The sequence below is a fragment of the Nibrella saemangeumensis genome, from assembly GCF_039541915.1.
GTDB classification, from domain to species: Bacteria; Bacteroidota; Bacteroidia; order Cytophagales; family Spirosomataceae; genus Nibrella; species Nibrella saemangeumensis.
On the sequence record NZ_BAABHD010000005.1, the window covers coordinates 396282 to 417723 of the forward strand.

The 21442-nt window shown below is 52.8% G+C and carries 20 protein-coding genes; 9 read left to right on the top strand and 11 right to left on the bottom strand.

Translation table 11 applies throughout. The features are described from left to right. Window positions 1-19: 19 nt before the first annotated feature. The 7 genes from ABD949_RS03605 to ABD949_RS03635 form a co-directional block, all read right to left on the bottom strand. Complete coding sequence (locus ABD949_RS03605; protein ID WP_345240634.1) at window positions 20-904, bottom strand: hydroxypyruvate isomerase family protein; 885 nt, start codon at window positions 902-904, stop codon at window positions 20-22. 86 nt (window positions 905-990) lie between these two features. Further along, the gene (locus tag ABD949_RS03610; protein ID WP_345240636.1) at window positions 991-1851 is read right to left on the bottom strand and encodes a hydroxypyruvate isomerase family protein; all 861 of its coding nucleotides are present in this window, start codon (window positions 1849-1851) and stop codon (window positions 991-993) included. A 79-nt stretch (window positions 1852-1930) separates the two neighbouring features. Beyond that, complete coding sequence (locus tag ABD949_RS03615) at window positions 1931-2653, bottom strand: 3-keto-disaccharide hydrolase (protein WP_345240638.1); 723 nt, start codon at window positions 2651-2653, stop codon at window positions 1931-1933. A gap of 60 nt (window positions 2654-2713) precedes the next feature. Continuing rightward, window positions 2714-3583 (bottom strand): UTP--glucose-1-phosphate uridylyltransferase GalU, encoded by an 870-nt coding sequence (galU, locus tag ABD949_RS03620; RefSeq protein ID WP_345240640.1) that lies wholly within the window; start codon window positions 3581-3583, stop codon window positions 2714-2716. 107 nt (window positions 3584-3690) lie between these two features. Continuing rightward, window positions 3691-4686, bottom strand: a complete 996-nt coding sequence (locus tag ABD949_RS03625) for a mevalonate kinase family protein (protein ID WP_345240642.1) — start codon at window positions 4684-4686, stop codon at window positions 3691-3693. A 123-nt stretch (window positions 4687-4809) separates the two neighbouring features. After that, on the bottom strand, window positions 4810-5292 hold the full coding sequence (locus ABD949_RS03630; RefSeq protein ID WP_345240644.1) for a hypothetical protein: 483 nt from the start codon (window positions 5290-5292) through the stop codon (window positions 4810-4812). Window positions 5293-5376: 84 nt separating this feature from the next. Next, a complete protein-coding gene (locus ABD949_RS03635; protein WP_345240646.1) occupies window positions 5377-5763 on the bottom strand; it encodes a helix-turn-helix domain-containing protein in 387 nt (128 codons plus the stop codon). Window positions 5764-5938: 175 nt separating this feature from the next. On the opposite strand from ABD949_RS03635, the gene ABD949_RS03640 reads away from it, so the two are divergent. From ABD949_RS03640 to ABD949_RS03665, 6 genes are all read left to right on the top strand, one after another. Further along, complete coding sequence (locus ABD949_RS03640) at window positions 5939-6580, top strand: hypothetical protein (RefSeq protein WP_345240647.1); 642 nt, start codon at window positions 5939-5941, stop codon at window positions 6578-6580. Between the two features lie 141 nt (window positions 6581-6721). Continuing rightward, window positions 6722-7513, top strand: a complete 792-nt coding sequence (locus ABD949_RS03645) for a PD-(D/E)XK nuclease-like domain-containing protein (protein WP_345240648.1) — start codon at window positions 6722-6724, stop codon at window positions 7511-7513. 18 nt (window positions 7514-7531) lie between these two features. Then, window positions 7532-7879, top strand: coding sequence for a hypothetical protein (locus ABD949_RS03650; RefSeq protein WP_345240650.1), 348 nt, complete (start codon window positions 7532-7534; stop codon window positions 7877-7879). A gap of 132 nt (window positions 7880-8011) precedes the next feature. Further along, on the top strand, window positions 8012-9232 hold the full coding sequence (locus ABD949_RS03655; protein WP_345240652.1) for a DUF748 domain-containing protein: 1221 nt from the start codon (window positions 8012-8014) through the stop codon (window positions 9230-9232). A gap of 144 nt (window positions 9233-9376) precedes the next feature. Then, window positions 9377-9805, top strand: coding sequence for a group I truncated hemoglobin (locus ABD949_RS03660; protein WP_345240654.1), 429 nt, complete (start codon window positions 9377-9379; stop codon window positions 9803-9805). A 603-nt stretch (window positions 9806-10408) separates the two neighbouring features. Then, the gene (locus ABD949_RS03665; protein ID WP_345240657.1) at window positions 10409-11002 is read left to right on the top strand and encodes an HD domain-containing protein; all 594 of its coding nucleotides are present in this window, start codon (window positions 10409-10411) and stop codon (window positions 11000-11002) included. Here the strand turns inward: ABD949_RS03665 and ABD949_RS03670 are convergent. The 4 genes from ABD949_RS03670 to ABD949_RS03685 all read right to left on the bottom strand — a co-directional run bounded on the left by ABD949_RS03670 (window position 10983) and on the right by ABD949_RS03685 (window position 17778). Further along, a complete protein-coding gene (locus tag ABD949_RS03670; protein WP_345240659.1) occupies window positions 10983-14204 on the bottom strand; it encodes a cyclic nucleotide-binding domain-containing protein in 3222 nt (1073 codons plus the stop codon). The genes ABD949_RS03665 and ABD949_RS03670 overlap by 20 nt on opposite strands. Before the next feature lie 168 nt (window positions 14205-14372). After that, window positions 14373-15176, bottom strand: a complete 804-nt coding sequence (locus ABD949_RS03675) for a hypothetical protein (protein WP_345240661.1) — start codon at window positions 15174-15176, stop codon at window positions 14373-14375. Window positions 15177-15370: 194 nt separating this feature from the next. Continuing rightward, window positions 15371-17089, bottom strand: a complete 1719-nt coding sequence (locus tag ABD949_RS03680; RefSeq protein WP_345240663.1) for an FAD-dependent oxidoreductase — start codon at window positions 17087-17089, stop codon at window positions 15371-15373. Between the two features lie 98 nt (window positions 17090-17187). Continuing rightward, entirely contained in the window at window positions 17188-17778 is a 591-nt protein-coding gene (locus tag ABD949_RS03685) for a gluconate 2-dehydrogenase subunit 3 family protein (RefSeq protein WP_345240665.1), read from the bottom strand. A 252-nt stretch (window positions 17779-18030) separates the two neighbouring features. Here ABD949_RS03685 and ABD949_RS03690 point away from each other — a divergent pair, with 252 nt between their 5' ends. From ABD949_RS03690 to ABD949_RS03700, 3 genes are all read left to right on the top strand, one after another. Continuing rightward, window positions 18031-19410 carry an ATP-binding protein gene (locus tag ABD949_RS03690; RefSeq protein ID WP_345240667.1) on the top strand — a complete coding sequence of 460 codons (1380 nt, stop codon included), beginning with the start codon at window positions 18031-18033 and terminating at the stop codon, window positions 19408-19410. Between the two features lie 79 nt (window positions 19411-19489). After that, window positions 19490-21151 (top strand): FAD-dependent oxidoreductase, encoded by a 1662-nt coding sequence (locus ABD949_RS03695; RefSeq protein ID WP_345240669.1) that lies wholly within the window; start codon window positions 19490-19492, stop codon window positions 21149-21151. A gap of 18 nt (window positions 21152-21169) precedes the next feature. Further along, window positions 21170-21442 (top strand): UBP-type zinc finger domain-containing protein, encoded by a 273-nt coding sequence (locus ABD949_RS03700; protein WP_345240671.1) that lies wholly within the window; start codon window positions 21170-21172, stop codon window positions 21440-21442.

Here is a 21442-nt window from a genome sequence, read left to right on the forward strand (position 1 = left end):
ATCGACTAACCACTATTGACTACACATCACAAATCAGCACCGACTTCTTCAGCGACTCCACCATACCGGCTTTGTCTTTAGCCGTAGGCACAAACTCCTGACCGATGAAGCCTTTGTAGCCGGTCGCTATAATGGCTTTCACGATGGCCGGGTAATAGATCTCCTGCGTCTCGTCGATCTCGTGCCGGCCCGGATGCCCGCCGGTATGGTAATGGCTGATGTACTGGTGGTAGCGACGGATGTTGCGGATATGGTCGCCCGACATGCTCTGCATATGGAAGATGTCGTAAAGCAGCTTGAAGTTGGGTGAACCTACCATTTCGCACAGTACCGCGCCCCACTCCACGTTGTCGGCCTGGTAGTCGGGGTGACTGTCGCGGGAACTGAGCAGTTCCATCGTCAGCAGCACGTTATTCTTCTCGGCAATAGGCATGATCCGTTTCAGCACCTTCTGGCTGTTGAGCAGACCCTGGTAATCGCCCAGGCCGTTGCGGTTTCCCGAAAAGCAGATCAGGTTACGCACCCCGGCATTGGCCGCCTGCGGAATCAGATTGGTGTACAGGTCGACCAGCGTATCGTGGTTCTTCGGATTGTTGAAGAAGCTGGTCAGGCCGGTACCTTTGGGCCAATCCGTCCAGCCCATGGCCGAGGTCATGCCGTATTTGTTCAGCACCTTCCACTCCTCGGGGCCGGTCAGTTCCACCGACTCAATACCCAGGCTCTTGCTGATCTGCACCAGTTCCTCAAAGGGAATGCTTGAGTAACACCAGCGGCTCACCGAATGCCGGATATTGCCTTTAAGTTTCATCGGCGTGTCCATGCCCATAGCGATGGATTCAAAGGCGGCTGCGGTCAGTGCAGTACCGGCTAGTTTTTTAAGTGCCGTTCGGCGGGAGGAAGACATTTTACTGTTTCAAGTTTCAGGTTTCAGGTTGTCTGTTCATGCTGCTTGTTAATTTCCCACACATGAAACTTGGAACCTGAAACAATTTAAACATCACAAATCAACACCCCCTGCTTCAGCGAGGTGAGGGGGTCGCGCTTGGGGATGAATTCCTGGGCAACAAACCCTTTGTAGCCGGTGTCCAGAATGGCTTTCATCACGGCCGGATAGTAGATTTCCTGCGTTTCGTCGATCTCGTTACGGCCGGGATTGCCGCCCGTGTGGTAGTGGCCGATGTATTTGCTGTTTTCTTTGAGCGTGCGAATGATATCGCCCTCCATGATCTGCATATGGTAGATATCGTACAGCAGCTTGAAGCTCTCCGAACCCACACGCCGGCAGAGTTCGGCACCCCAGGCGGTATGATCGCACATATAGTCTTTGTGGTTGACCTTGCTGTTGAGCAGCTCCATGATCATCACCACGCCATGCTTTTCGGCGCTGCTCATCAGTCGTTTCAGACCTTTGGCACAGTTCTCCAGTCCCTGCTCGTCGGCCATACCCCGGCGGTTGCCCGAGAAGCAGATCACGTTGGTCAGGCCGGCCTCTTTCAGCTTGGGGAAGATGGCTTCGTAGCTGGCAATCAGCTCGTCGTGCAGGGCCGGGTTATTGAACCCGTTCTCGATGCCTTTGCCGGCACCCTGCGCCATGGAACAGGTCAGGTCGTACTTTTTCAGTACGGGCCATTCCGCAGGGCCGGTCAGGTCAAGCGCTTTCAGGCCGATTTCCTTCGCGGCTTTACAAAGCTCTTCGAGCGGAATTTTGCTGTAACACCACCGGCAGGCCGAGTGGTTGATGTTACCTTTCAGGGCCGGAGCAGCAGCGGCCTGAGCAGCCAGCGTCTCGGTTAGCGACAGCGTCAGGGCAGTCCCGGTCAGAGTTTTTAGGGCGGATCGGCGGGTAGACATTTTTTAAGGGTTTAGTATTTCAGGTTCCACGCTTCAGGTTGGGCAATTCCGAACCTGAAACGTTGAACCTGGAACAGAATTATAACTCGCGAATCCGGATGTTGCGGTACCAGACACGATCGCCGTGGTCTTGCAGGGCAATGCGGCCGGTGCTGTACTTGTGGAAGCCTTCCCAGCCTTTGAACTTGCTTTCGCTCACCATTTTATCCCACTCGGGGCCGCTGGTGGGGTATTCCACAATTTTCTTACCGTTCAGGTAGTGCTCGGCTTTGCCGTCTTTTACAACCAATCTGGCTTTGTTCCACTCACCGGCTGGTTTGTAAGCCGACGGATCGGTCGGTGGTAGCATGTCGTAGAGCGAGCCAGCGGTGCGGTTGTTGTTACGTCCCATCTTAGCGTCGGGGTGGCGTTCGTTATCCAGCACCTGCATTTCGGGGCCGGTAGCGTAGGAGGTCTTATATTGGGGATCCTCCTTGACGTGATACATAATACCGCTGTTGCCCTTTTCGGCAATCTTCCACTCGATCTCCAGTTCGAAATCACCGTACTCTTTGTCAGTAACGATATCACCGGCTCTGCCCGCAGTCAGGGTAAGAGTGCCGTCTTCAACCTTCCACTTATCCGACACGGGTTGCCCGGGCTTCAGGTAATTGTGCCAACCGCTCAGGGTTTTACCATCAAAGATTTTCTCCCACTTGCCTTTTTTGGGCTTAGCCGGGTTGGCTGTAGCATCGGCGGGAGACAGGTTAAGCGTGAGGGATAAAGCAAGCAGCCCAGCGGCTGTCAATCGAAAAAAACGCATAGGTATGAGGTCATTAAGGTTATTGCAAAAAACATTTACTCAAAAATAACGATAAAACGTCTAACTTTTGTCCTGTAATATCTCTTTCAGGAACTTCCGGAACGGCTCGGCAAACTCGGGCCGCTTCAACGCAAACTCCACGGTCGTTTTCAGAAAGTCGAGTTTGTTGCCGATGTCGTGCCGCTTGCCTTCGATATGGTGGGCATAGATGCACTCTCGCTTCAGCAGCAGCCGCAGGGCATCAGTCAGCTGAATCTCGTTGTTCTTGCCCATGCCGGTCTGCTCAATGGCCGAGAAAATCTCCGGCGACAGTACATACCGCCCGGCAATAGCCAGGTTAGAAGGCGCTTCGCTGATAGCCGGCTTCTCTACCAGGGTATCCAGTTCCAGAATCCGATCGCTCAGCGATTTACCGCCTATGATCCCGTACCGGTTTACTTTATCGGCCGGCACTTCTTCCACCGCAATCACCGACCCACCGTATTGCTCATAGGTGTCAATCAGCTGCTGCGTTACCGGAATTACCGAATCCATAATGGTATCCCCCAGTAAAACCGCAAACGGTTCATTGCCGACATGATGACGGGCGTAACTGATGGCGTCTCCCAACCCATTCAGCTCTTTCTGGCGCACAAAATGAATATTGGCCAGATCCGACAGCCGGCGCATTTCATCATAAAGCGATCGATCTTCTTTTTCTACCAATCGGGCCTCCAGTTCGTGATTGCGATCGAAGTGGTCTTCGATGGCCCGCTTCCCTTTTCCGGAGATGATGAGAATGTCTTCAATGCCCGAATCGACGGCCTCCTGCACTACATACTGAATGGTCGGCATGTCGATTATCGGTAGCATTTCTTTGGGCTGCGCCTTCGTGGCGGGCAAAAACCGCGTACCTAATCCGGCAGCGGGAATAACGGCTTTCTTGATCATATAAGAAATAATAGAGTTGTTGAATGATTGAATTGCTGAATGATAAAGCGAATAAATTAACCTGATGACCCATTTATTCTATCACTCAATCATTCTCTCATTCAACATTAAATTACATACGGCTTAATCACGCGGGCGTTCAACTTTTTAAGTTCGATGAAGAGTCGGTTCAGCATGGCGTCGTCGCGGTAGATGCCGATGATAGAGCCGCCGGAGCCGGTAAACGAGGCCGACGCTCCGCAGGCGCGGGCGGCCCGGATGAGCGCCATATTGCTCTCGCTAATATTGTAAATCTGACAGCGAAGATCAAAGTTGCGGTTGACCAGACTGTTCAGGGCTTCCAGATCCTGCTGCAGCAGGGCTTCGCGGCCCTGACAGGCGACATCGGCAATATGGTGCAGGGTGTTTACGACAAGCTCTTCGCCCTGTAACCACCGCGACCGAACATCGTTATGTATCTTGCCCGACTGCTTACCCAATTCCGTTTTGTAGGCGATGTAAAGCTTGGGCAGTAATCGCGGATCGAGCGATTCGTAGAAGCCGTGGCCCTGACGCTCCATCAGCGCCCGATCAAAATCCATATATACGCAGCCCTCGTAGCACTGAATCACCCGGTCCTGCAAACCGGCCGCAATACCGAGTTCCTCGGTTTCCGTCGCCAAAACGAGGTTTGGCAAGGTGGGTAGGGGAATCTCTACGTCGTAAAAGCGCATCAGCGCCCGGAAAGCGGCAACGATAATGGCGCTGGAGCCCGACAGCCCGACCTGCCGGGGTATAGAGGTGGCATACCGGATTGAAAAGTTCTTGTTGGGTAGTTTGATCTGCTCGCGTTCGCAATACTCCAGAAACTTCTTGATGGCGGCTTTCAGCAGCGGTACGCCACCGTGGTAGCCCAGGGTGCTGACCGCATCACGCAGGTGGAAGATGCTGCGAAACACATTGGTATCCTGCGGCTGCGGTTCGATATGAAGCTCGGGCGACGGATAAAGCTTTACAGACGCACCGAAGTTACGAACGGAGATGGAAATGGTTTTGCCGAAGAAGCCGTCGGACGGATTGCCCATCAGGCCCGCCCTGGCGTAGGCACGGGATTCAATAATCAAGGGACAACAGGGTTGGTGTACGAGCCGGCAAGTTTACAAAGAAAATAGGTTAGGTAGTTATATACCGGTCGGTCAGCCCAAAAAGAAGCGGCCGGAACTCCTGGTTCCGGCCGCTGAAGTGGTTTATTCCTTTATATCCCGTTTGCCTGGCTGGTTGTCATACCCCACATTATGCGGGTCATAATCGGTGTTAGGATTATCGCTCTGCTCCAGATACGTGGCATCGTGGCGATGGAACAAAGCCTCATCCGACGGATTATCGGGTATCTGTTCCAGTTTACGATTCGCTTCGTCGCTCATCATTTGGGGATTTGCGTGGCTGCCCTGATTAACAGCCTCCGGATTCACCTCCCACTCCTGATCAGTATTCAGGCTTTCACCTTTGGGGGTTGCCGGATGACCTTCGCCCATATTCCGTTCCCGCAGACCAGCGATCAACTCTGTATTCTCTATATCCTGGTCCATACCGGACACCGAATTAAACGTCTCTACATTAGTCCCTTCAGTCACGCGGCCGTAGTCCGACGTACCGTGCTGATAGGGATCATTTGAATAAAATTTAGGATCAACCTCTTCCGGGTCGAACGCTGATGTCTTGTTTCCCATAACGTATTAAGGATTTTTCAATATAACCCGAAACAAGCGGGCGTTGTTTCAGCCGGCGGTTCTGGGAACAGGCCGTTACAGAGCTTAACCGGCTTTCGCAGTCACCTGCTCTTTCAACTCCGCCACCTCCTCCCGAAGCTGGTCGTTGGTCTGTTGCAGCAGCGCCATGCGTTCGTTAAGCTGAAACAATAGAAACTCCATGTTCCGCAGCCGCTCTTCGGTGGTAATGGCGGCCGAAGGAGAAGGGTTTAGCGTGCGGAACATCAGGCCTTCGCCCCGAAGCAGCCAATCGCCGTTAACCTGCGGAAAGACTATCAGAATCTTTTGCAACGTATCAAAGCGAGGCTTCATCCGGCCGTGCAGAATATGATAAATTTTTTCGCCCCGGCGCTCGCCCAGCTTACGGGCAAACTCCAGAACGCTGATGTCCAGGGCATCGATGAGCTGTTGCAGGCGGTTTTCGATGGTCATGCGTGAAAGGCGTCAATTTTACATAAATATGTGTAAGTTTTAAGGGAATTTTTCGGAAAAAGTCGTTTAAAATTTACACGGTTTTATGTATATTTACCTGTTAAACGAACCCCTGTAAAAGGCAAAAGGGACCGCAATATGGGCCCCCTGCTCGAACAGTAAACAACAAATACTAATGAACATGCAAAAGAATAACACAACCGAGACAAATCAAAGCGGTTTGATGTTGAAACCGTACCAAAAAATTCACGAGGTCACGGGCGAGGTGGTTAATAAATACAAATACCTCGAAGGACACCCCCGTCAGTACCGCTTCGATGCCAAGGAAGGTGTGTTCAACATCAACGGTACCGAAAAGATCGGCCGGACGCTTACCTTCCAGCCGCTGGCCTGGCGGATCTTCACGGACAACATCCTGAACATGGGTACCAAAAACTGGGCGGAGATCTTTTTCCTCGACCAGAAAAACTGTGTATCGGCGGTGTTGTTCCACGGCTACTCGGTTGATAATATTTTCCGGCTGATTGAGCCGCTTTACTACGACGACCTCACGCTGGCCGACGTGGTCATCACGGCCGTAGCCGAGAAAAAAGAAAATACCAAGATCCAGCCAAAGGGCGTGTATTACATCGCTACGTTCTCGTATACCCTCGGCGATACCGAGCGCACTGCCGAACTGAAGCAGTTTGCGCAGGACCATAAGATCTTCCGCCAGGAGACGCTGACCGACATCGCCAACATCAAAACCGCTCTTAATTACTATAATCCCTTTGCCCACGCAGCCGATGAGCCGGAATTGCTGACGGCGGGTGAGTAAACGTTCAGGCGGTCTGCCAAAGCGGGCGTTTGCCGACTGGGGCGTTTGTCAGCTGACGCGGGCAAACCTCCCGGCCTGGTCAAACTACTTTAACTCCGCTTTGGCGGACTGCGCAAACGGTATACACTTTTTTTCACCGTTATGATTAGCCAACTAACCATTGATAAACCGGAGCTGGCCACCGGCCTGACTGACTACCGGTCAATTGCCCGCGTATCCAACTCCGACCTCACCCGGCTGAAAGAAGAGCATCTGGGGTACTGGTCGGTGCCATCGGCGCGTTTTTTTCCGGAAAAGGCCCGTGCATTCGGAAGAGCCTTTCACAGCCACCTGCTGGAGCCTGAAACCATTGGCACGGTGCTGGAGCAACTGTTACCCGACCTGACTGAATCGGGACTGGTCGGTAAGCCAATGCTCAATGGCAACGATAAAGCCAAACTGCAGCAGTTGATGCACACCATCCGGCAGGATGCCTTTTGCCAACGGTACCTGCGCAAGTCGGAGCGTGAGCGGGTGGTGCTCTTTACCGATCCGATGAGCGGAATAGCCTGTAAAGCCCGACTCGACGTGGTTTATACTAGTCCAAAGCGCCGGAACGCGCTGATTCTGGACTTTAAAACGACCTCGGCCCGAACTCAGGCGCAGTTTCTGCAGACCTGCTACGATTACGATTACGACCGTCAGGCCGCATTTTACCTGGACAGCCTCCGCTACGCCGATCTGCCGGAGTGGATCGATACCCGGCGGTTCAGATTCATTTTTATTGGTGTGCAGAAGCAACGGCCGCACCGGTTGTTCGCCGTTGATGCCACTTCGATTCCGAATTTTGTTGATTATGGCCGGAAGAAATACCGGTTCTGGCTGCGAAAATGGAAAGAAGAGCAGCCGGTGCAGCCGGATTTGTGGCCGGTCAGCAGCGGACTGGCTTCCTGATTACGTAAACTCAACCCTATGAATGCTTTTGTGATGACATTAACACCCACTACGCTCCAGTTTGACTGGGGCACCGATGGGCTGGTCCTCTGGATTGAAGACCTGAGCAGCGACAGCAGCCTGGTGTGCCAGATGGACGAAGCCCTGAGCCGGATTGCCTTCGCCATTGAACTGCAAACCGGCTGGGACCACCGCACCGACGGCGATACCTACCACCCGCTGTACGGATACCGACTGCTGATGCGCGACGCTACCGGCCTCTGGCATGCCGTGCGGGTAGACGAAGCTGGACGCTTTGCCGAACTGGTACCGCTGCAGGAACTCGACTATGAGATCGCTTACGAAAAAGTAATCTGGCTGGACTAAACGTATCCAGCCAGCATTTGAAACAGTACCAGTAAAAAAGCCTCCCCGTTCAGGAGGCTTTTTTACTGGTTTCTAACCACAGACTAAGTTTTAGGTTTTATATAGGTTTTACTCAACTGTTAAAGAAAAACTGTGAAGCGTTCCGTAAAAATTATTATCGGTGTAGTCGTGCTGATCATTATTGCCCGGCTGCTGCTCCCTTTCATTGTGTTGCGTTACGTCAATAAAGTGCTGGCCGATATGGGCGACTATACCGGTCATATCGACGATGTGGATATCTGGCTGATCCGGGGTGCCTACCAGATTGATAACCTGAACATCCGGAAGGTAAATGGTAAGGTGAAAGAGCCATTCCTGTATATTCCCAAGACGGATCTGTCTGTTGAATGGCAGTCGCTGTTTAAGGGTCGATTAGTCGGTGAGATTGAAGCATACGATCCTGAACTCAACTTCTCCTTCAGCGAAAACGAAGAAGCCAGCCAGACCGGTAAGGAAGTCGACTGGACCGAGGTGGTGCGGGAACTGTTGCCTATCGAAATCAACCGCTTTGCGGCCTATAATGGCGATATTGAGCTGGTCAATCTTTTTAGTGCGACCAATACCGGTCTGACGCTGAAAAACATGGATATGGAAATCCGAAACATCCGCAATGTGGAGGATAAGAACGCCAAACTACCTTCGCCGGTAACAGCCTCCGCCGATGTACCCGGTTGGGGTGGTACCATGAATTTCAACGCTGATATGAACTTGCTGAAGCAGGTTCCGGACTTCAATTATAACCTGAAGCTGGACAACCTTCAACTGGTAAAACTCAATAAGGTAGTCCGCTCCTACGCCAATCTGGATTTTGAAGCGGGCACAGTGAGTGTGGTCAGCGAAATGGCCATGACCGATGGTAAGATGCAGGGTTACTTTAAGCCCCTCACCAAAAACATGAAGATCTTTAAATGGAAAGAAGGTGAGAAGCGTACGGTGGGCCGGTTCTTCACCGAGCTCTTGGCAGAAGGTGCTTCAGAAATACTGGAAAATCAGAAAAAAGACCAGATCGCTACCCGCGTTCCGATCAGCGGTACGGTCGAGAGCGCGGGTACTGAAACGTGGCCCATTCTGATCGGAGTTTTGCAGAATGCGTACGTGGAAGCGTTCCGGGCAGAATTTGACCATACGCTTTCCGTAAAAGAAACCATCGAGAAGTATAGGGAAGCGCGTAAGGAAAAACGCGAGGAGCGAAAAGCTGAACGCAAAGAGCGACGCGAAGAACGAAAAGAGGCCCGCCAGCAGAAGCGGGAGGAGCGTAAAAAAGAACGGGAAAAGCGCCGGAAAGAAGGTAAGGGCCTGGGACTGTTCAAATAAAAGCATGGGCGCGGCCCTAAAGCAAAACAGCCTCCTGGACAAGTTTTCTGTTGTTACTGAATCAGCGACTTGGGGTTGCAGGATTTAGAAATTTTTACGACTTTGGTTTTGTAAAACCTTTTCGCCCCTCTATTTCTAAACACAATGCAACCAAACGACAAACCCTCGTTGTATGACCGTCTGGGCGGTATCTACAACATCGCTACCGTAGTAGATGACTTTATTGATCGAATTATGGTTGACCCTCGCTTGAACGCTAACCCCCGCGTAGATGATGCCCATCACCGGGTATCGCCGGCCGGATTCAAATACCTGGTAACCGAAATGGTAGGCTGGGCAACGGGCGGCCCTCAGGTGTACTCGGGTCGATCAATGGGTGACTCCCACCGCCACCTGATGATTACCGAAGAAGAATGGGCGTGTTTCATGGACGATTTTCAGCAAACGCTGGACAAGTTCTCAGTGCCTCAGCCCGAGCAGGACGAACTGAAAGCTATTGTGAACAGTACCAAAGAATCTATTGTGGTAAAGCCTTTTCAGGAAGGCCCCGTGGAAGAACAAAAAGCCGCGTAGTTTTTGGTATATCTCTAGTAAACAGGCTGATCACGGAAATTTCCAATCAGCCTGTTTTTTTTATGCCTTATGGTTAAAATTTGTCTGTGTTCTGCCCAACTATGTACAATTTAAGTTACTGTAACATAAAAATAATACTTACCGTTAAATCAAAAGTTTTAAGCATATATTCTTCTTTTGCCTACTTTTTCAATACAAAGTATAAGCTATGTGGCAAAATCCTGTAATTATTCATTTCTAGTTTTTAGTAGCTCAGGTAAATAACTACTATTCATTTTATAATCCATTCAAATAGGCATACATAAAAATCAGCCGAATTATTTGTAACCCTACTTACCAACCCATTCATTAGTACTGCTACCCGTACGCGATACGTAACTAAACAAAAGCAAAGGCGTGGAGGTCAATCAGGGCTACCGACCTCCACGCCAATCGCAACGTTTTCTCTTCACCGCTCTCTCTTATGCTTCTGGTACTGCGCCTTATAAGGTAGTAGCCAGTCCTGGCATATGCATCAGTTGGGTAACCAAGGAAGTAACTGTCAGGCATATTTTTAGGCTTTATCAAATATATTTTTTAACATTAAGCCAAAGCCGAAAAATTATGAATCCGGATACCGCTGAGGCTTATATTCTGAAGACGCTGGAGCAGAATCTCTCTGGCACACTCTACTACCACGGCATTCACCACGTACGTGATGTTGTAGATGTTGCGATGAAACTGGCGGAAGCAGAAGGTGTTACCGATGAAGAAGCCCTGGCTCTGTTGCGTACGGCCGCGCTATACCATGACGCAGGCTTTCTTGATACGTATCAGGGCCACGAAGAAGAAGGCTGCCGTCTGGTCAGGCAACTGCTGCCGGAGTTCGGGTATACAACTGGCCAGATCGACCAGATCTGCGGGATGATTATGGCCACCCGGGTCCCTCAGTGTCCGCAAACGCACCTGGAACAGATTATCTGCGATGCGGATCTGGATTACCTGGGGCGCAATGATTTTGAGCCCATTGCCCGCTCCCTGTTTGATGAACTGCGGGCTCGTAATATGGTGGCAGATGAAGATACCTGGAATCAGATTCAGGTTCGGTTCCTGAATTCGCACCGGTACTGGACCCCTACGGCTATTGCCTGGCGGCAAGCCGGCAAACAGGCTCATCTGGATAAGCTGCGTACCCTGGTCAATGCCCAGCCGGGGTAACCGGAGCGCTGCGAACCTGTTCGTTGAGATGCCTGATCCGGCGACACAGCATTCGCATAATGTTTCGTAACACCTCACTCCGCTCCTCCATCAGATCATAAAAATCATCCTGATCAACCCGCAGCAGCGTTACATCGGTCGTAGCCACAGCCGTAGCCGAACGGGGCTCGGCATCAAGCAAAGCCAGTTCGCCGAAAAAATCGCCCTTGCTCATATGGGCCAGCGCCTGATAACCGTCGTAAATGCCGATCTCACCATCGTGGATGATATACATGCAGGTCCCTAATTGCCCCTTTTGAAAAATTTCCTGCCCTTCCAGAAACGTGACTTCCCGCATAATGGGTGCAATGCTGCTCAGCACATTCTCGGGCGTGTCGGCAAACAAGCGGGTGTTCTTTAACACAATTACCCGCTCGATATGCGAAATACTGGTAGACGTTTCGGTTGTTTTCATGTACGTATTGGGTTTGAGGGATTTCCCCGTCGCCGTAACAGAAGCCTGGGCATTCGGTTGCAGGAGTAACTCAGCACTCTCGCGCAGCAATTGAACCGGGTGGTTGAGGTACCCATAAATCCAATCCGACGAAGCAGAGTCAGCCACCCAGCGACGCAACGCTACACTGATGGTCCAGTCGGTAAAGGTATATTCGCCCTGCCGGATGATATACTCCAGAATCGGCTCCTTAACCGGGTAGGGTTCCAATTGCGCGTCAATCAGCCGGATTCGCTCGGTCAGCGGCAATTCGTCAACCAGGGCCTGCAGGCACAGATACACCCGGCGGGGTACCGAATTTTCGAGTACTTCGAGCGCATTGGCCCGGCGCTCCCGGATTTCGTGCGTCACACCGGTCCGAACCCGGCTTATGGTATCAGCATCGTACAACTGCGTTAGCAACCCGAAAACGCGCTGCTGAAGCCACTGCAGTTCATACCGCAGGCAGGTAGCCAGCCCCGGCTCCTGCTGGCTGCCATGCAGCAGCCGCTGGGCCAGTTGCCACTCATCTTCCAGAATCTGTTCAAACACATCAGCCTCGGCCAGGTCGGCCGGCAATTTGGTCAGGGCGCGCAGCGCGGCCGACCGCACCAACAGATTGTGCTGCCGGGCCAGATTCACCAGCAAGCGCCGGCTTTCCGGCACATTCATCCGTTCACCGACAGACGCCAGCCGGACCAGCACCGCCGTATCGGTACCTTCGCTCAGTAGTTGGGTAATTAGGGGAAGGACCGACGGCCCAATGTCTCCAAGCGCTATAGCCGCCTGTTTTCCGTGCGCTTTGTCAGCCAGCATCGTAATCAGCCGGTTTACCAATACCTCACCACCCAGTCTGCCCGCGGCCCGTGTGGCCGCGGTTACAACCTGAGCATTTGTGTGCTGTAAACTGCCTTCCACAAAAGCGGTGGAATCGGGCCATTTTATAACCGGTGCTAAATCAAGCGCCACGAGCCGCTCCCCAATATCCGCTGATTTTCCTAACTGTCCCAGGTTGTCTACTAACCGGGTATCGGCCGGATTGTATTCAAAAGTACCCAGCAGGGCACCTTTGCGGATAGAAAGATCTGAATGCTCCAGCAGGCGGCTGCGGATATCGGTCTGTGTATCCTTTTGGCGACAGGCCAGGCGGGCGGCCGTTTCGCGGGTATGTGGGTCCGTTGATCTCTCCGCCAGATCGGCCAGAAAAACAGCATCCACCGGCACCGATAAGGCCACCACCGCTTCGAGCGCCCGTTCCTGAACGCGTGGTTCAGTATGGTCAAGCAGTTCGGGCAACCGTCGGCCAAGCGTTTCTGGCTGGTATAGCTGTAGCCAGTTAATGGCCGTTATAACTTCAGCCGGGCGGTTGCTCCGCAGGTTTTTAACGACCATGCTCAAGGCTTCGGCCGGGAAAGCGAGCGGCTCATCCGTCATAAACCGATGCCCCAGCGCATCGTTCAGTTCGTGCAGGTATTGCCGGTAAGTCCGCCGTACCAGAAAAATTCCGCCGATAGCCACCAGCGACATCCAGATAAACGGCAACCAATCGCCAATGGAAGTCCAGGCATTACCGGCCAGCAGCAGGGCACTCGCCAGGGCCGTACCCAGGGGCTCATACACACTCTTAGCCAGGGTATGGCCGTGCAGGCGCTGTCGGGGGGTAAGCGGCTGGAACAGCACCAGAAACACCGGGTCAAACAACGCCCGGCGAATCACCTCAAACAACAGGTATAAGCCACAGAAGTAAACGAGCTGACCGGTAGCCCCCAGTTCCTGTCCGGCCACAAACACATAGGAGAAAAGCGCAGCCAGCGAGACTATCGGCAGCAATTGCAACAACCACCGGATACCAAGTCGCTCCAGCGCCGGGCGAGAGGCCAGTAACTTTACCAGCATGGCAACCAGATAGGTCAGCGACAGCACCAGACCCACATTTTTAAAGAGCTCCTCCTGGTTATGCCATTTATGTTTTACGTTGATGAAAAACGCGTACTCGATACCGGTTGCCACTACCGCTACTGTCACCAGGCTCAGGCACATGGCATAAATGAGCTGGTTGCCACCGAAGAGCTGGTGAATAAGCGAGGGTTGGACCCGTCGTCGCCAATACTGCCGCTTGTGTGAAGAAAGCGAATGCGACCGGAACGTCCGGTATAAAACAAACAGGGCGATCAGGTAAGCCACCAGCGCACCCGACAGCAGCACTTCAAGATCGGCATGGCTGTGTACCAACGCAGCCAGTACGGCACCAATGGCCTTGGCGGGCATATCGCCGGAGCTGATCACGCTGAACAGCCGCTTACCCTGCCGCACATCGAACACAACCGCTGAGACACCCCAGAATTCCAGGTTGGTAAGAAGGTAAATAACCCGGTAACCCACCATGATGGCGATGGCCAATGCCACGGAGTTACCCACTTCAACCAGAATAATAGTCAGCAGCGTCAGGACGCCTACTGCCGCCAGCACCCGCACGGCCAGCCGCTGTAGCGACCAATGATGCTCGTAGTAATTATACACCTTACCAACGAGGATGGTAAACAGGGCGGCTACCCCATACCCCAGCGGCAAACTGGTTTCGGGATGGTGCTCCAACAAAATAACATTGGCTGATACATAAACTAGTATTGTACCGATCCCCAGCAGAAAGTGGTGCAGAAAAAATAACCCTACCGTGCGAACTTCGTGCGGACGTATGCCTAAGGAACGATACCAATTCTTGGCCAACATGCGATTCAGACTAGGTTGCAATCGTCAAGTTTACAACTTTTTGGGCCAAATTAAAAAGCAATCAGCGAGCTTATACCGATTTCACATGGCGTTAACGGCTGGCTACCAGCAAAAAAGCAGGTATATCCGATAAGACATACCTGCTTTTCCTTTAAGTTGTATCCTCTGTTACCGGATGGAATCCCGGCGCATGGTACCGCTCTTGTCCATAGAACGGCCAGGGCGTTTTTTGTTGGCCCGATTCTCTACATTACGTGACCGCTCCTTCGCCCGGTCGCTGCGCATTTCGTCGCTCCGGCGGGTATTGGCATCATCCATATCGCTGGTAGTCCGGTCAGTCGAACTCCGGCGGTTGCGCTGGTTCCGCTGCCTGGTGCCCCCGCTGGTGTTCTGATCCTGCTGAGTTGAGTAGGTACCACTGCCAGACGTAGTGCCGGAGGTATTGGTACCGGTCTGATTCGTCCCCTGCTGTCCCTGATACGTGCCGGAAGTTGTTCCGGTACCCGTATTGTTGCCAGTTTGATTGGTGTCCTGCTGGGTCGGATACGTACCTGTCTGGTTTGTGGTACCCGTTTGATTTGAGTATGTACCCGACTGGTTGGTTCCCTGCTGACCTTGGTAAGTGCCCGCGTTCGTACCTGTACCCGTCGTTCCCTGGGTATTCATTTGCGAACCAGATGTAGTGCCCGACTGGGTGGTTCCTGTTGGTGGATAAGTACCCGTCTGGTTCACGGTTCCCGACTGGTTTGTACCAGATTGAGTAGTTCCCGACTGATTTGTCCCGCTTTGGGTTGTCGTAGTTGTCGTTGTTGTACTGGTATTCGTATTTGCCTTGTTCTGAGGCTGAGTCGGATACGTACCAGTCGTAGTTGACGAATTCGTGGTCGAATTTGTCGTATTCGTCGTCTGCGCTTTAACACTCAGGGACCAGCTGGCTGCCAGCATCACTCCCCACATAACCATTTTCTTCATTAGTTCACCAGTTGATCTATAAAATTAGTATACTAAAAGAAAGACTATGAAGATCAGGATATGTTTGTCTTAGTGAGGGAGTGGGACCAGCGTATTCAGATATGATTTAAGTGGTTTAAACCTGTTTTGTCCCTCAAAAACAGGAAAGCACCACAATATGCGGTGCTTTCCTGAACAAATTTGTCGGTTATTTTCTACAGGTTCTGCTTCTTCATCTCCTGCACGGCATAATTGGCAGCCCGGGCTGTCAGTGCCATATAAGTCAGCGACGGGTTCACGCAGTTGGCCGAAGTCATACAGGCACCGTCGGTATTAAAGACGTTCTTCACAGTGTGCACCTGGTTGAACTTGTTCAGCACCGACGTCTTCGGGTCGTTACCCATACGGGCAGTACCCATTTCGTGAATACCCAGGCCTGGCCAGGAGCCGGCATCATTAATACGAACGTTCTTCAGACCGGCAGCCTCCAGCATCTCAGCGGCATCAGTACCCATGTCTTTCCGCATACGCATTTCATTGTCCTTATACTCGGCATCAAAACGCAGCACCGGCTGGCCCCACTTGTCCTTCTTCGAACTGTCGAGAACAACTTTGTTCTCATGGTAAGGCAAACACTCACCAAAGCCGGTCAGACCCATGGTCCACGGGCCCGGCTTGGTCAGTTGCTCTTTGAAATCGGCCCCGAAGCCCTCCATACCATAGCCACGGCCCCAGTTCATGCGGCTGGCCGAGCCCTGGTAGCCAAAGCCCCGCAGGTAGTCACGCTTCTGCTGGCCGGGCAGGTTCCGATAGCGCGGCACATAGACGCCATTGGCCCGGCGACCGTAGTAATACTGATCCTCAAAGCCGGGATACTCGCCCGAGGCACCTACCCGGAAGTGGTGATCCATAATGTTATGACCCAGTTCGCCACTGTCATTACCCAAACCATTCGGGAAACGGTTAGAGGTTGAGTTTAGCATAATGTAGGTAGAGGCCATTGACGACGCACACAGGAAGATGATCCGGGCGTTAAACGTCAGTTCCTGGCTGGTCTTCTCGTCGATAACCCGAACGCCGGTCGCTTTCTGTTTCTTTTCGTCGTAAATCAGTGAGGTAACGAAAGAGTAAGGGCGGAACGTAAGCCGGCCGGTTTTCTGCGCTACCGGCAGCGTAGCCGCCTGCGAGCTGAAGTAAGCACCGTACGGACACCCCCGAACACAGAGGTTCCGGTACTGGCACGAAGCCCGGCCTAGGGCCGTCTGCTCGGCGGTCGGCTTGGTCAGGTGCGCTACACGCCCGATAGTCCACCTCCGCTCAGGCCACTTTTTCTCGACAGAGCCTTTGATGTGCTTTTCAAGACAGTACATGTCCATCGCCGGCTGGAAGATGCTGTCCGGCAAATGCGGCAGGTTTTCTTTGGCACCGCTTACGCCGATAAACCGCTCTACATAATCATACCAAGGCTGTACGTCTTTATACCGGATCGGCCAGTCAATAGCGATGCCTTCTTTGGCGTTGGCTTCAAAGTCCAGGTCACTCCAGCGGTACACCTGACGGCCCCACATCAGTGACCGGCCACCCTTGTGGTAGCCCCGCATCCAGTCAAAGCGCTTATCTTCCAGATAAGGATTATCTTTATCGTTGACGAACAGGTACGCGCTTGACTCCGAGATGGTGTATCCCGTCCGGGCCTGAACCGCCTGTTCTTCGGCCGTTTGTACGGTAGGCCGTCCGCGGTGCGGAAACTCCCACGGATTGGTCATAGCCGTTTTGTAGCCGGACACGTGCTCGATGTCTTCACCACGATCCAGCAGTAACACCTTCAGGCCCTTCTGCGTCAGTTCTTTAGCTGCCCAGCCGCCCGATATACCCGAACCTACAACAATGGCATCGTAGGTATTCGCTTGTTGTGCTTTAATATTGAGATTCATTCGATAGGTTAGTTTGAGACGTTTAAAATCTGAGATAAGGTTCAGAGCCGCTCCAGCAGAACTGCGTCAAACCTTCAACCTCAAACGTTAAACGAGTATTAGATAGCCCACGCTTTTTGACCGGGTTTCAGGGGAACGCAGCCTTCGAAACGGCCGGGAACGGGTACGTAGGCCAGCGCCTGCGTTGCCCCGATTTCGGACGTAAAGTAGCCCATCAGGGTCAGGTCTTTCAGCATAAAAAAGAACGGGGTATACCGCTTGTCGGCCGGGCCCTGCATCATTTGCTGGCGCTCCTGCTTGGCCTGCGTCTCCAGCTTTTTCATGACGTCAATCCGTTGCGCGTTGTCGCACTCCACAAATGTTTTGTTGTACGCATCCCTGCTGACTTTGTTGGTCGTGACCAGCCCCTCCAGAAAACGCTTCTGTTCGGGTTCGCGGTAACAATCCTTCAGTATGATGTCGATTACTTCGTTCACCTTGGCGGCCTTGGCACCGGGTGTGCTGGTCGTTGGGATGATGACCTCGGCCATTTCGGCAACCATTGCATCCTGGTCGGCCGTAAACAGCAGGGGCTTGCCACTAACGGCACGGGCAGCGGCAGAAGCCTCGAGCGTATCGGCCAGCGCCGGCAGCGATACCGTCGCTCCCACCAGCGTGGCCACCCGTAAGAGGGCGTCTCGTCTGTTCATGTGAATAGGTTAGTAATATGTTTAATAATAAACGCTATTGCAGAATACAAATATATAAACTAAAGTTTTTGAAATAAGATTTTTGGGTGAAGAATGACGAAAGCCAAATCTATTGGGCCGACAAGGAGCACGCTTCCCTTTGCCTTTAAATAGAGAAAAAAGGGTTGACTGCCGGCTACCCCCTCAGGATTGCCGATAATATACTATCTTGTTCAGCACTTTTGCACAATTGCCAATCCACCGTCCTTGTCTATGGACCTCTTAGCCTCACTACGCCAATTTCCTTCGCTGGAAGCTGTACCAGATGAACAGCTCCAATGGGTAATCGACCACTCCGAAGAACAGTCTTTCCCGGATAACTCGGTCATCCGGATGCCCGGTGATCCTGTCGATCATCTGATCTTTCTGCTGGAAGGCAGAGTTCGGGTCGACAACGCCATGGGTAATGCCGGTGATGAACTCATATTTGAAGCCCATACCGTTACCGGCGTACTCCCCTTTTCCCGCCTGAAAAGCGCTATTAGCCGCTGGTGCGCCATGGGTGATGTGCGGTTTCTGGCCGTTCACCGCAATCAGCTGCGCACACTGGTTAGAGAATGTTACGAGCTGACCGAAACGCTGGTTCACCAGATGACCACGCGGGTACGGGACTTTACCCGCCAGACCCAACAGAACGAAAAGCTGGCGTCGCTGGGGCGTCTGTCGGCGGGCTTAGCCCATGAGCTTAACAACCCCGTGGCGGCTGTTGTGCGCAGTGCCGATGCCCTGCAGGAGCACATGAATGCAACACCGGAACGGTTCAAGGCCGTCCTGGCCGTTCACCTGACCGAAACCGAGAGCGAAGCCATCAATGAGATCATGTTCCGTCACCTGGGCCAGAAAACGGCGGCCCTGTCGATGCTCGAACGCAGCGGCCGGGAAGATGAACTGGTTGACTGGCTTGACGATCACGATGTACCTGACTCATTTGAACTGGCTGAACCGCTGGCCGAGTTCGGCTTCGACACGAATGACCTTGATGATCTGACTGAGCGGATAAACGAGGAAAGCCTGCCCGCCGTTATCGGCTGGGTAGTCAGCAATTTGGTTACCGAGAAGCTGGTTATTGATATTGCCGACGCTTCGAAACGTATCTCAGGCCTGGTGGGTGCCATTAAGTCCTACTCACACATGGACCGGGGATCAGGCAAAGAACCTGTCCGGCTGGCCGAAGGCATCCATAGCACCTTAATCCTGCTGAATCACAAGCTTAAATCGAAACACATAGAGGTTGACGTAAAAATCCCGGATGACCTGCCGGAAATTAATGGCTGGTCCGGTGAACTGAACCAGATCTGGACTAACCTGATTGACAACGCCATCGACGCTATGGCCGATGGCGGCCGGCTGGAGATCAGCAGCGAAAAAGACCGGGAATTTGTGCTGACCCGCGTAGCCGACAACGGTCCCGGCATCCCAGCCGACATCAGGGATAAAATATTCGATCCTTTCTTTACGACAAAAGGCGTAGGACAGGGCACCGGTCTGGGGCTCGATATTGTGCAGGGCATTATCCGCCACCACAATGGCAGTATTCGGGTGAACTCTGATCCCGGCTGCACCGAATTTTTTGTTTGCTTACCTATACAATAGCAAGTTCCAGGTTTCAGGTTGATAAGTTGCCTGACCCAAATGAAACCTGGAACCTCAGACGTCAAACCTCATACTTACCATGAAACTACCCATAATATTTTCCATCGACGATGACCAGCAGGTGTTGCAGGCGATTCAGCGCGATCTGCGACAACAATACCGCAAACAGTATCGGATTCTGGCGACTACGTCTACACAGGAAGCGCTTACATCGCTGGCTGAGCTGAAGAAAAAAAACGAGGAAGTAGCCCTGTTCCTCTCCGATCAGCGAATGCCGTCCATGTCGGGCGTTGACTTTCTGAACCAGGCCCGGCAAATTTATCCAAATGCCAAACGGGCGCTGCTGACGGCCTATTCAGACATTGAAGCTGCCGTACGGGCTATCAACGAAGTGCAGCTCGATTACTACATCAGCAAACCCTGGGACCCACCCGAAGAAAAGCTCTTTCCTGTCCTTAATGAATTGCTCGATGACTGGCAGGCTCACCACCGCCCTGGTTTTGATGGTCTGCGGCTCATTGGCTACCAGTACTCTCCCCAATCGCACGACCTGAAGGATTTTCTGGCCGCTAACCTCTTCCCGTACCAGTGGCTTGACATAGAAGGGAATCCCCAGGCACAGGAGTTGATTGAGTTGCACCACATTGACCGAAAAGATCTGCCGGTTGTACTACTGGAAGACGGAACCGTATTGACCCGCCCGACAATTCAGGGTTTAGGCGAAAAACTGGGTCTGAAACCGAAAGCATCAGAAAGCATTTATGACCTGGCTATTATTGGGGCGGGTCCGGCCGGGCTGGCGGCCGCCGTATACGGTGGCTCCGAGGGTCTCCGTACGATCCTGATCGACAAGCGGGCTCCGGGCGGGCAGGCGGGTACCAGTTCCCGCATCGAGAACTACCTGGGGTTTCCGTCGGGGCTGAGCGGGGCCGAACTGACACGCCGGGCGATTACGCAGGCGCAACGCTTCGGGGTCGAGTTTCTGGCCCCGCAGGAGGTGGTCGAGATCAAATCCGCCGGACAGTACAAACACATCCGGATGTCGGACGACAGCGAAGTGGTTGCCAAAAGTATCGTGCTCAGCACTGGTGTTTCTTACCACAAGCTCGATAAGCCCGGGCTTGATAAGTTTACCGGGGCCGGGGTATACTACGGAGCGGCTACCACTGAAGCGTACGCGTTTAGAGGACAGCCGGTTTTTGTGGTTGGAGGGGGCAACTCGGCCGGCCAGGGGGCCATGTATCTGTCGCGCACCGCGTCGGAAGTGTTTATCATAATTCGCCGGCCTGACCTCTCGGAAACGATGTCTCAATACCTGATCGAACAGATTGAGCAGACACCCAATATTAAAATTCTGCCCTGCACCGAAGTGGCCGAAGCCAAAGGAGACACCAAACTGGAATGCCTGGTACTGGAAGATATGAATACCCAGGAACAGCGCACCGTGCCGGCTGCTGCGTTGTTTATCTTCATCGGTGCCAAACCCCTTACCGACTGGATTCAGCTCAACATCATCAAAGACGATAAAGGGTTTATTGAAACCGGGCGTGGCCTGACCCGATATGATGCGTTTAAACGAGCCTGGAAAATCGACCGGGATCCCTTTTCCCTGGAGACCTGCAGTCCCGGTATTTTTGCGGCCGGCGATGTACGCGCCGGAGCCATGAACCGCGTAGCCTCCGCCGTGGGTGAGGGCGCTATGGCGGTAAGCTTTGTACACAAATACCTGGCCGAGACCTAAACCTTAGCCCTATACAGTATGTTAAAACGAAATATATGTAGTCATTTGAGCGATCTGACGGAAGTCAGGCTTTCTGACGCCTATGTTTGTGAAGAATGTACGAAGACCGGAGACCGCTGGGTACACCTGCGTACCTGCCAGACCTGTGGCATCACGCTCTGCTGCGATTCGTCGCCTAATACGCATGCTACCCGGCATTTTTTAGCTACAGGACATCCGGTTATCGCGTCAGCCGAGCCGGACGAACGGTGGGTCTGGTGCTACGTAGATGAGCAGATCGTTGCCTACTAA

Excerpts from the sequence above, each read along its gene's own strand:
- ABD949_RS03700 (WP_345240671.1), top strand. The coding sequence starts at position 21,170 with ATGTTAAAACGAAATATATGTAGTCATTTGAGCGATCTGACGGAAGTC.
- ABD949_RS03675 (WP_345240661.1), bottom strand. The coding sequence starts at position 15,176 with ATGAAGAAAATGGTTATGTGGGGAGTGATGCTGGCAGCCAGCTGGTCC.
- ABD949_RS03685 (WP_345240665.1), bottom strand. The coding sequence starts at position 17,778 with ATGAACAGACGAGACGCCCTCTTACGGGTGGCCACGCTGGTGGGAGCG.
- ABD949_RS03690 (WP_345240667.1), top strand. The coding sequence starts at position 18,031 with ATGGACCTCTTAGCCTCACTACGCCAATTTCCTTCGCTGGAAGCTGTA.
- ABD949_RS03695 (WP_345240669.1), top strand. The coding sequence starts at position 19,490 with ATGAAACTACCCATAATATTTTCCATCGACGATGACCAGCAGGTGTTG.
- ABD949_RS03615 (WP_345240638.1), bottom strand. The coding sequence starts at position 2,653 with ATGCGTTTTTTTCGATTGACAGCCGCTGGGCTGCTTGCTTTATCCCTC.
- ABD949_RS03665 (WP_345240657.1), top strand. The coding sequence starts at position 10,409 with ATGAATCCGGATACCGCTGAGGCTTATATTCTGAAGACGCTGGAGCAG.
- ABD949_RS03650 (WP_345240650.1), top strand. The coding sequence starts at position 7,532 with ATGAATGCTTTTGTGATGACATTAACACCCACTACGCTCCAGTTTGAC.
- ABD949_RS03660 (WP_345240654.1), top strand. The coding sequence starts at position 9,377 with ATGCAACCAAACGACAAACCCTCGTTGTATGACCGTCTGGGCGGTATC.
- ABD949_RS03635 (WP_345240646.1), bottom strand. The coding sequence starts at position 5,763 with ATGACCATCGAAAACCGCCTGCAACAGCTCATCGATGCCCTGGACATC.
- ABD949_RS03630 (WP_345240644.1), bottom strand. The coding sequence starts at position 5,292 with ATGGGAAACAAGACATCAGCGTTCGACCCGGAAGAGGTTGATCCTAAA.
- ABD949_RS03680 (WP_345240663.1), bottom strand. The coding sequence starts at position 17,089 with ATGAATCTCAATATTAAAGCACAACAAGCGAATACCTACGATGCCATT.
- ABD949_RS03670 (WP_345240659.1), bottom strand. The coding sequence starts at position 14,204 with ATGTTGGCCAAGAATTGGTATCGTTCCTTAGGCATACGTCCGCACGAA.
- galU (WP_345240640.1), bottom strand. The coding sequence starts at position 3,583 with ATGATCAAGAAAGCCGTTATTCCCGCTGCCGGATTAGGTACGCGGTTT.
- ABD949_RS03610 (WP_345240636.1), bottom strand. The coding sequence starts at position 1,851 with ATGTCTACCCGCCGATCCGCCCTAAAAACTCTGACCGGGACTGCCCTG.
- ABD949_RS03640 (WP_345240647.1), top strand. The coding sequence starts at position 5,939 with ATGAACATGCAAAAGAATAACACAACCGAGACAAATCAAAGCGGTTTG.
- ABD949_RS03645 (WP_345240648.1), top strand. The coding sequence starts at position 6,722 with ATGATTAGCCAACTAACCATTGATAAACCGGAGCTGGCCACCGGCCTG.
- ABD949_RS03605 (WP_345240634.1), bottom strand. The coding sequence starts at position 904 with ATGTCTTCCTCCCGCCGAACGGCACTTAAAAAACTAGCCGGTACTGCA.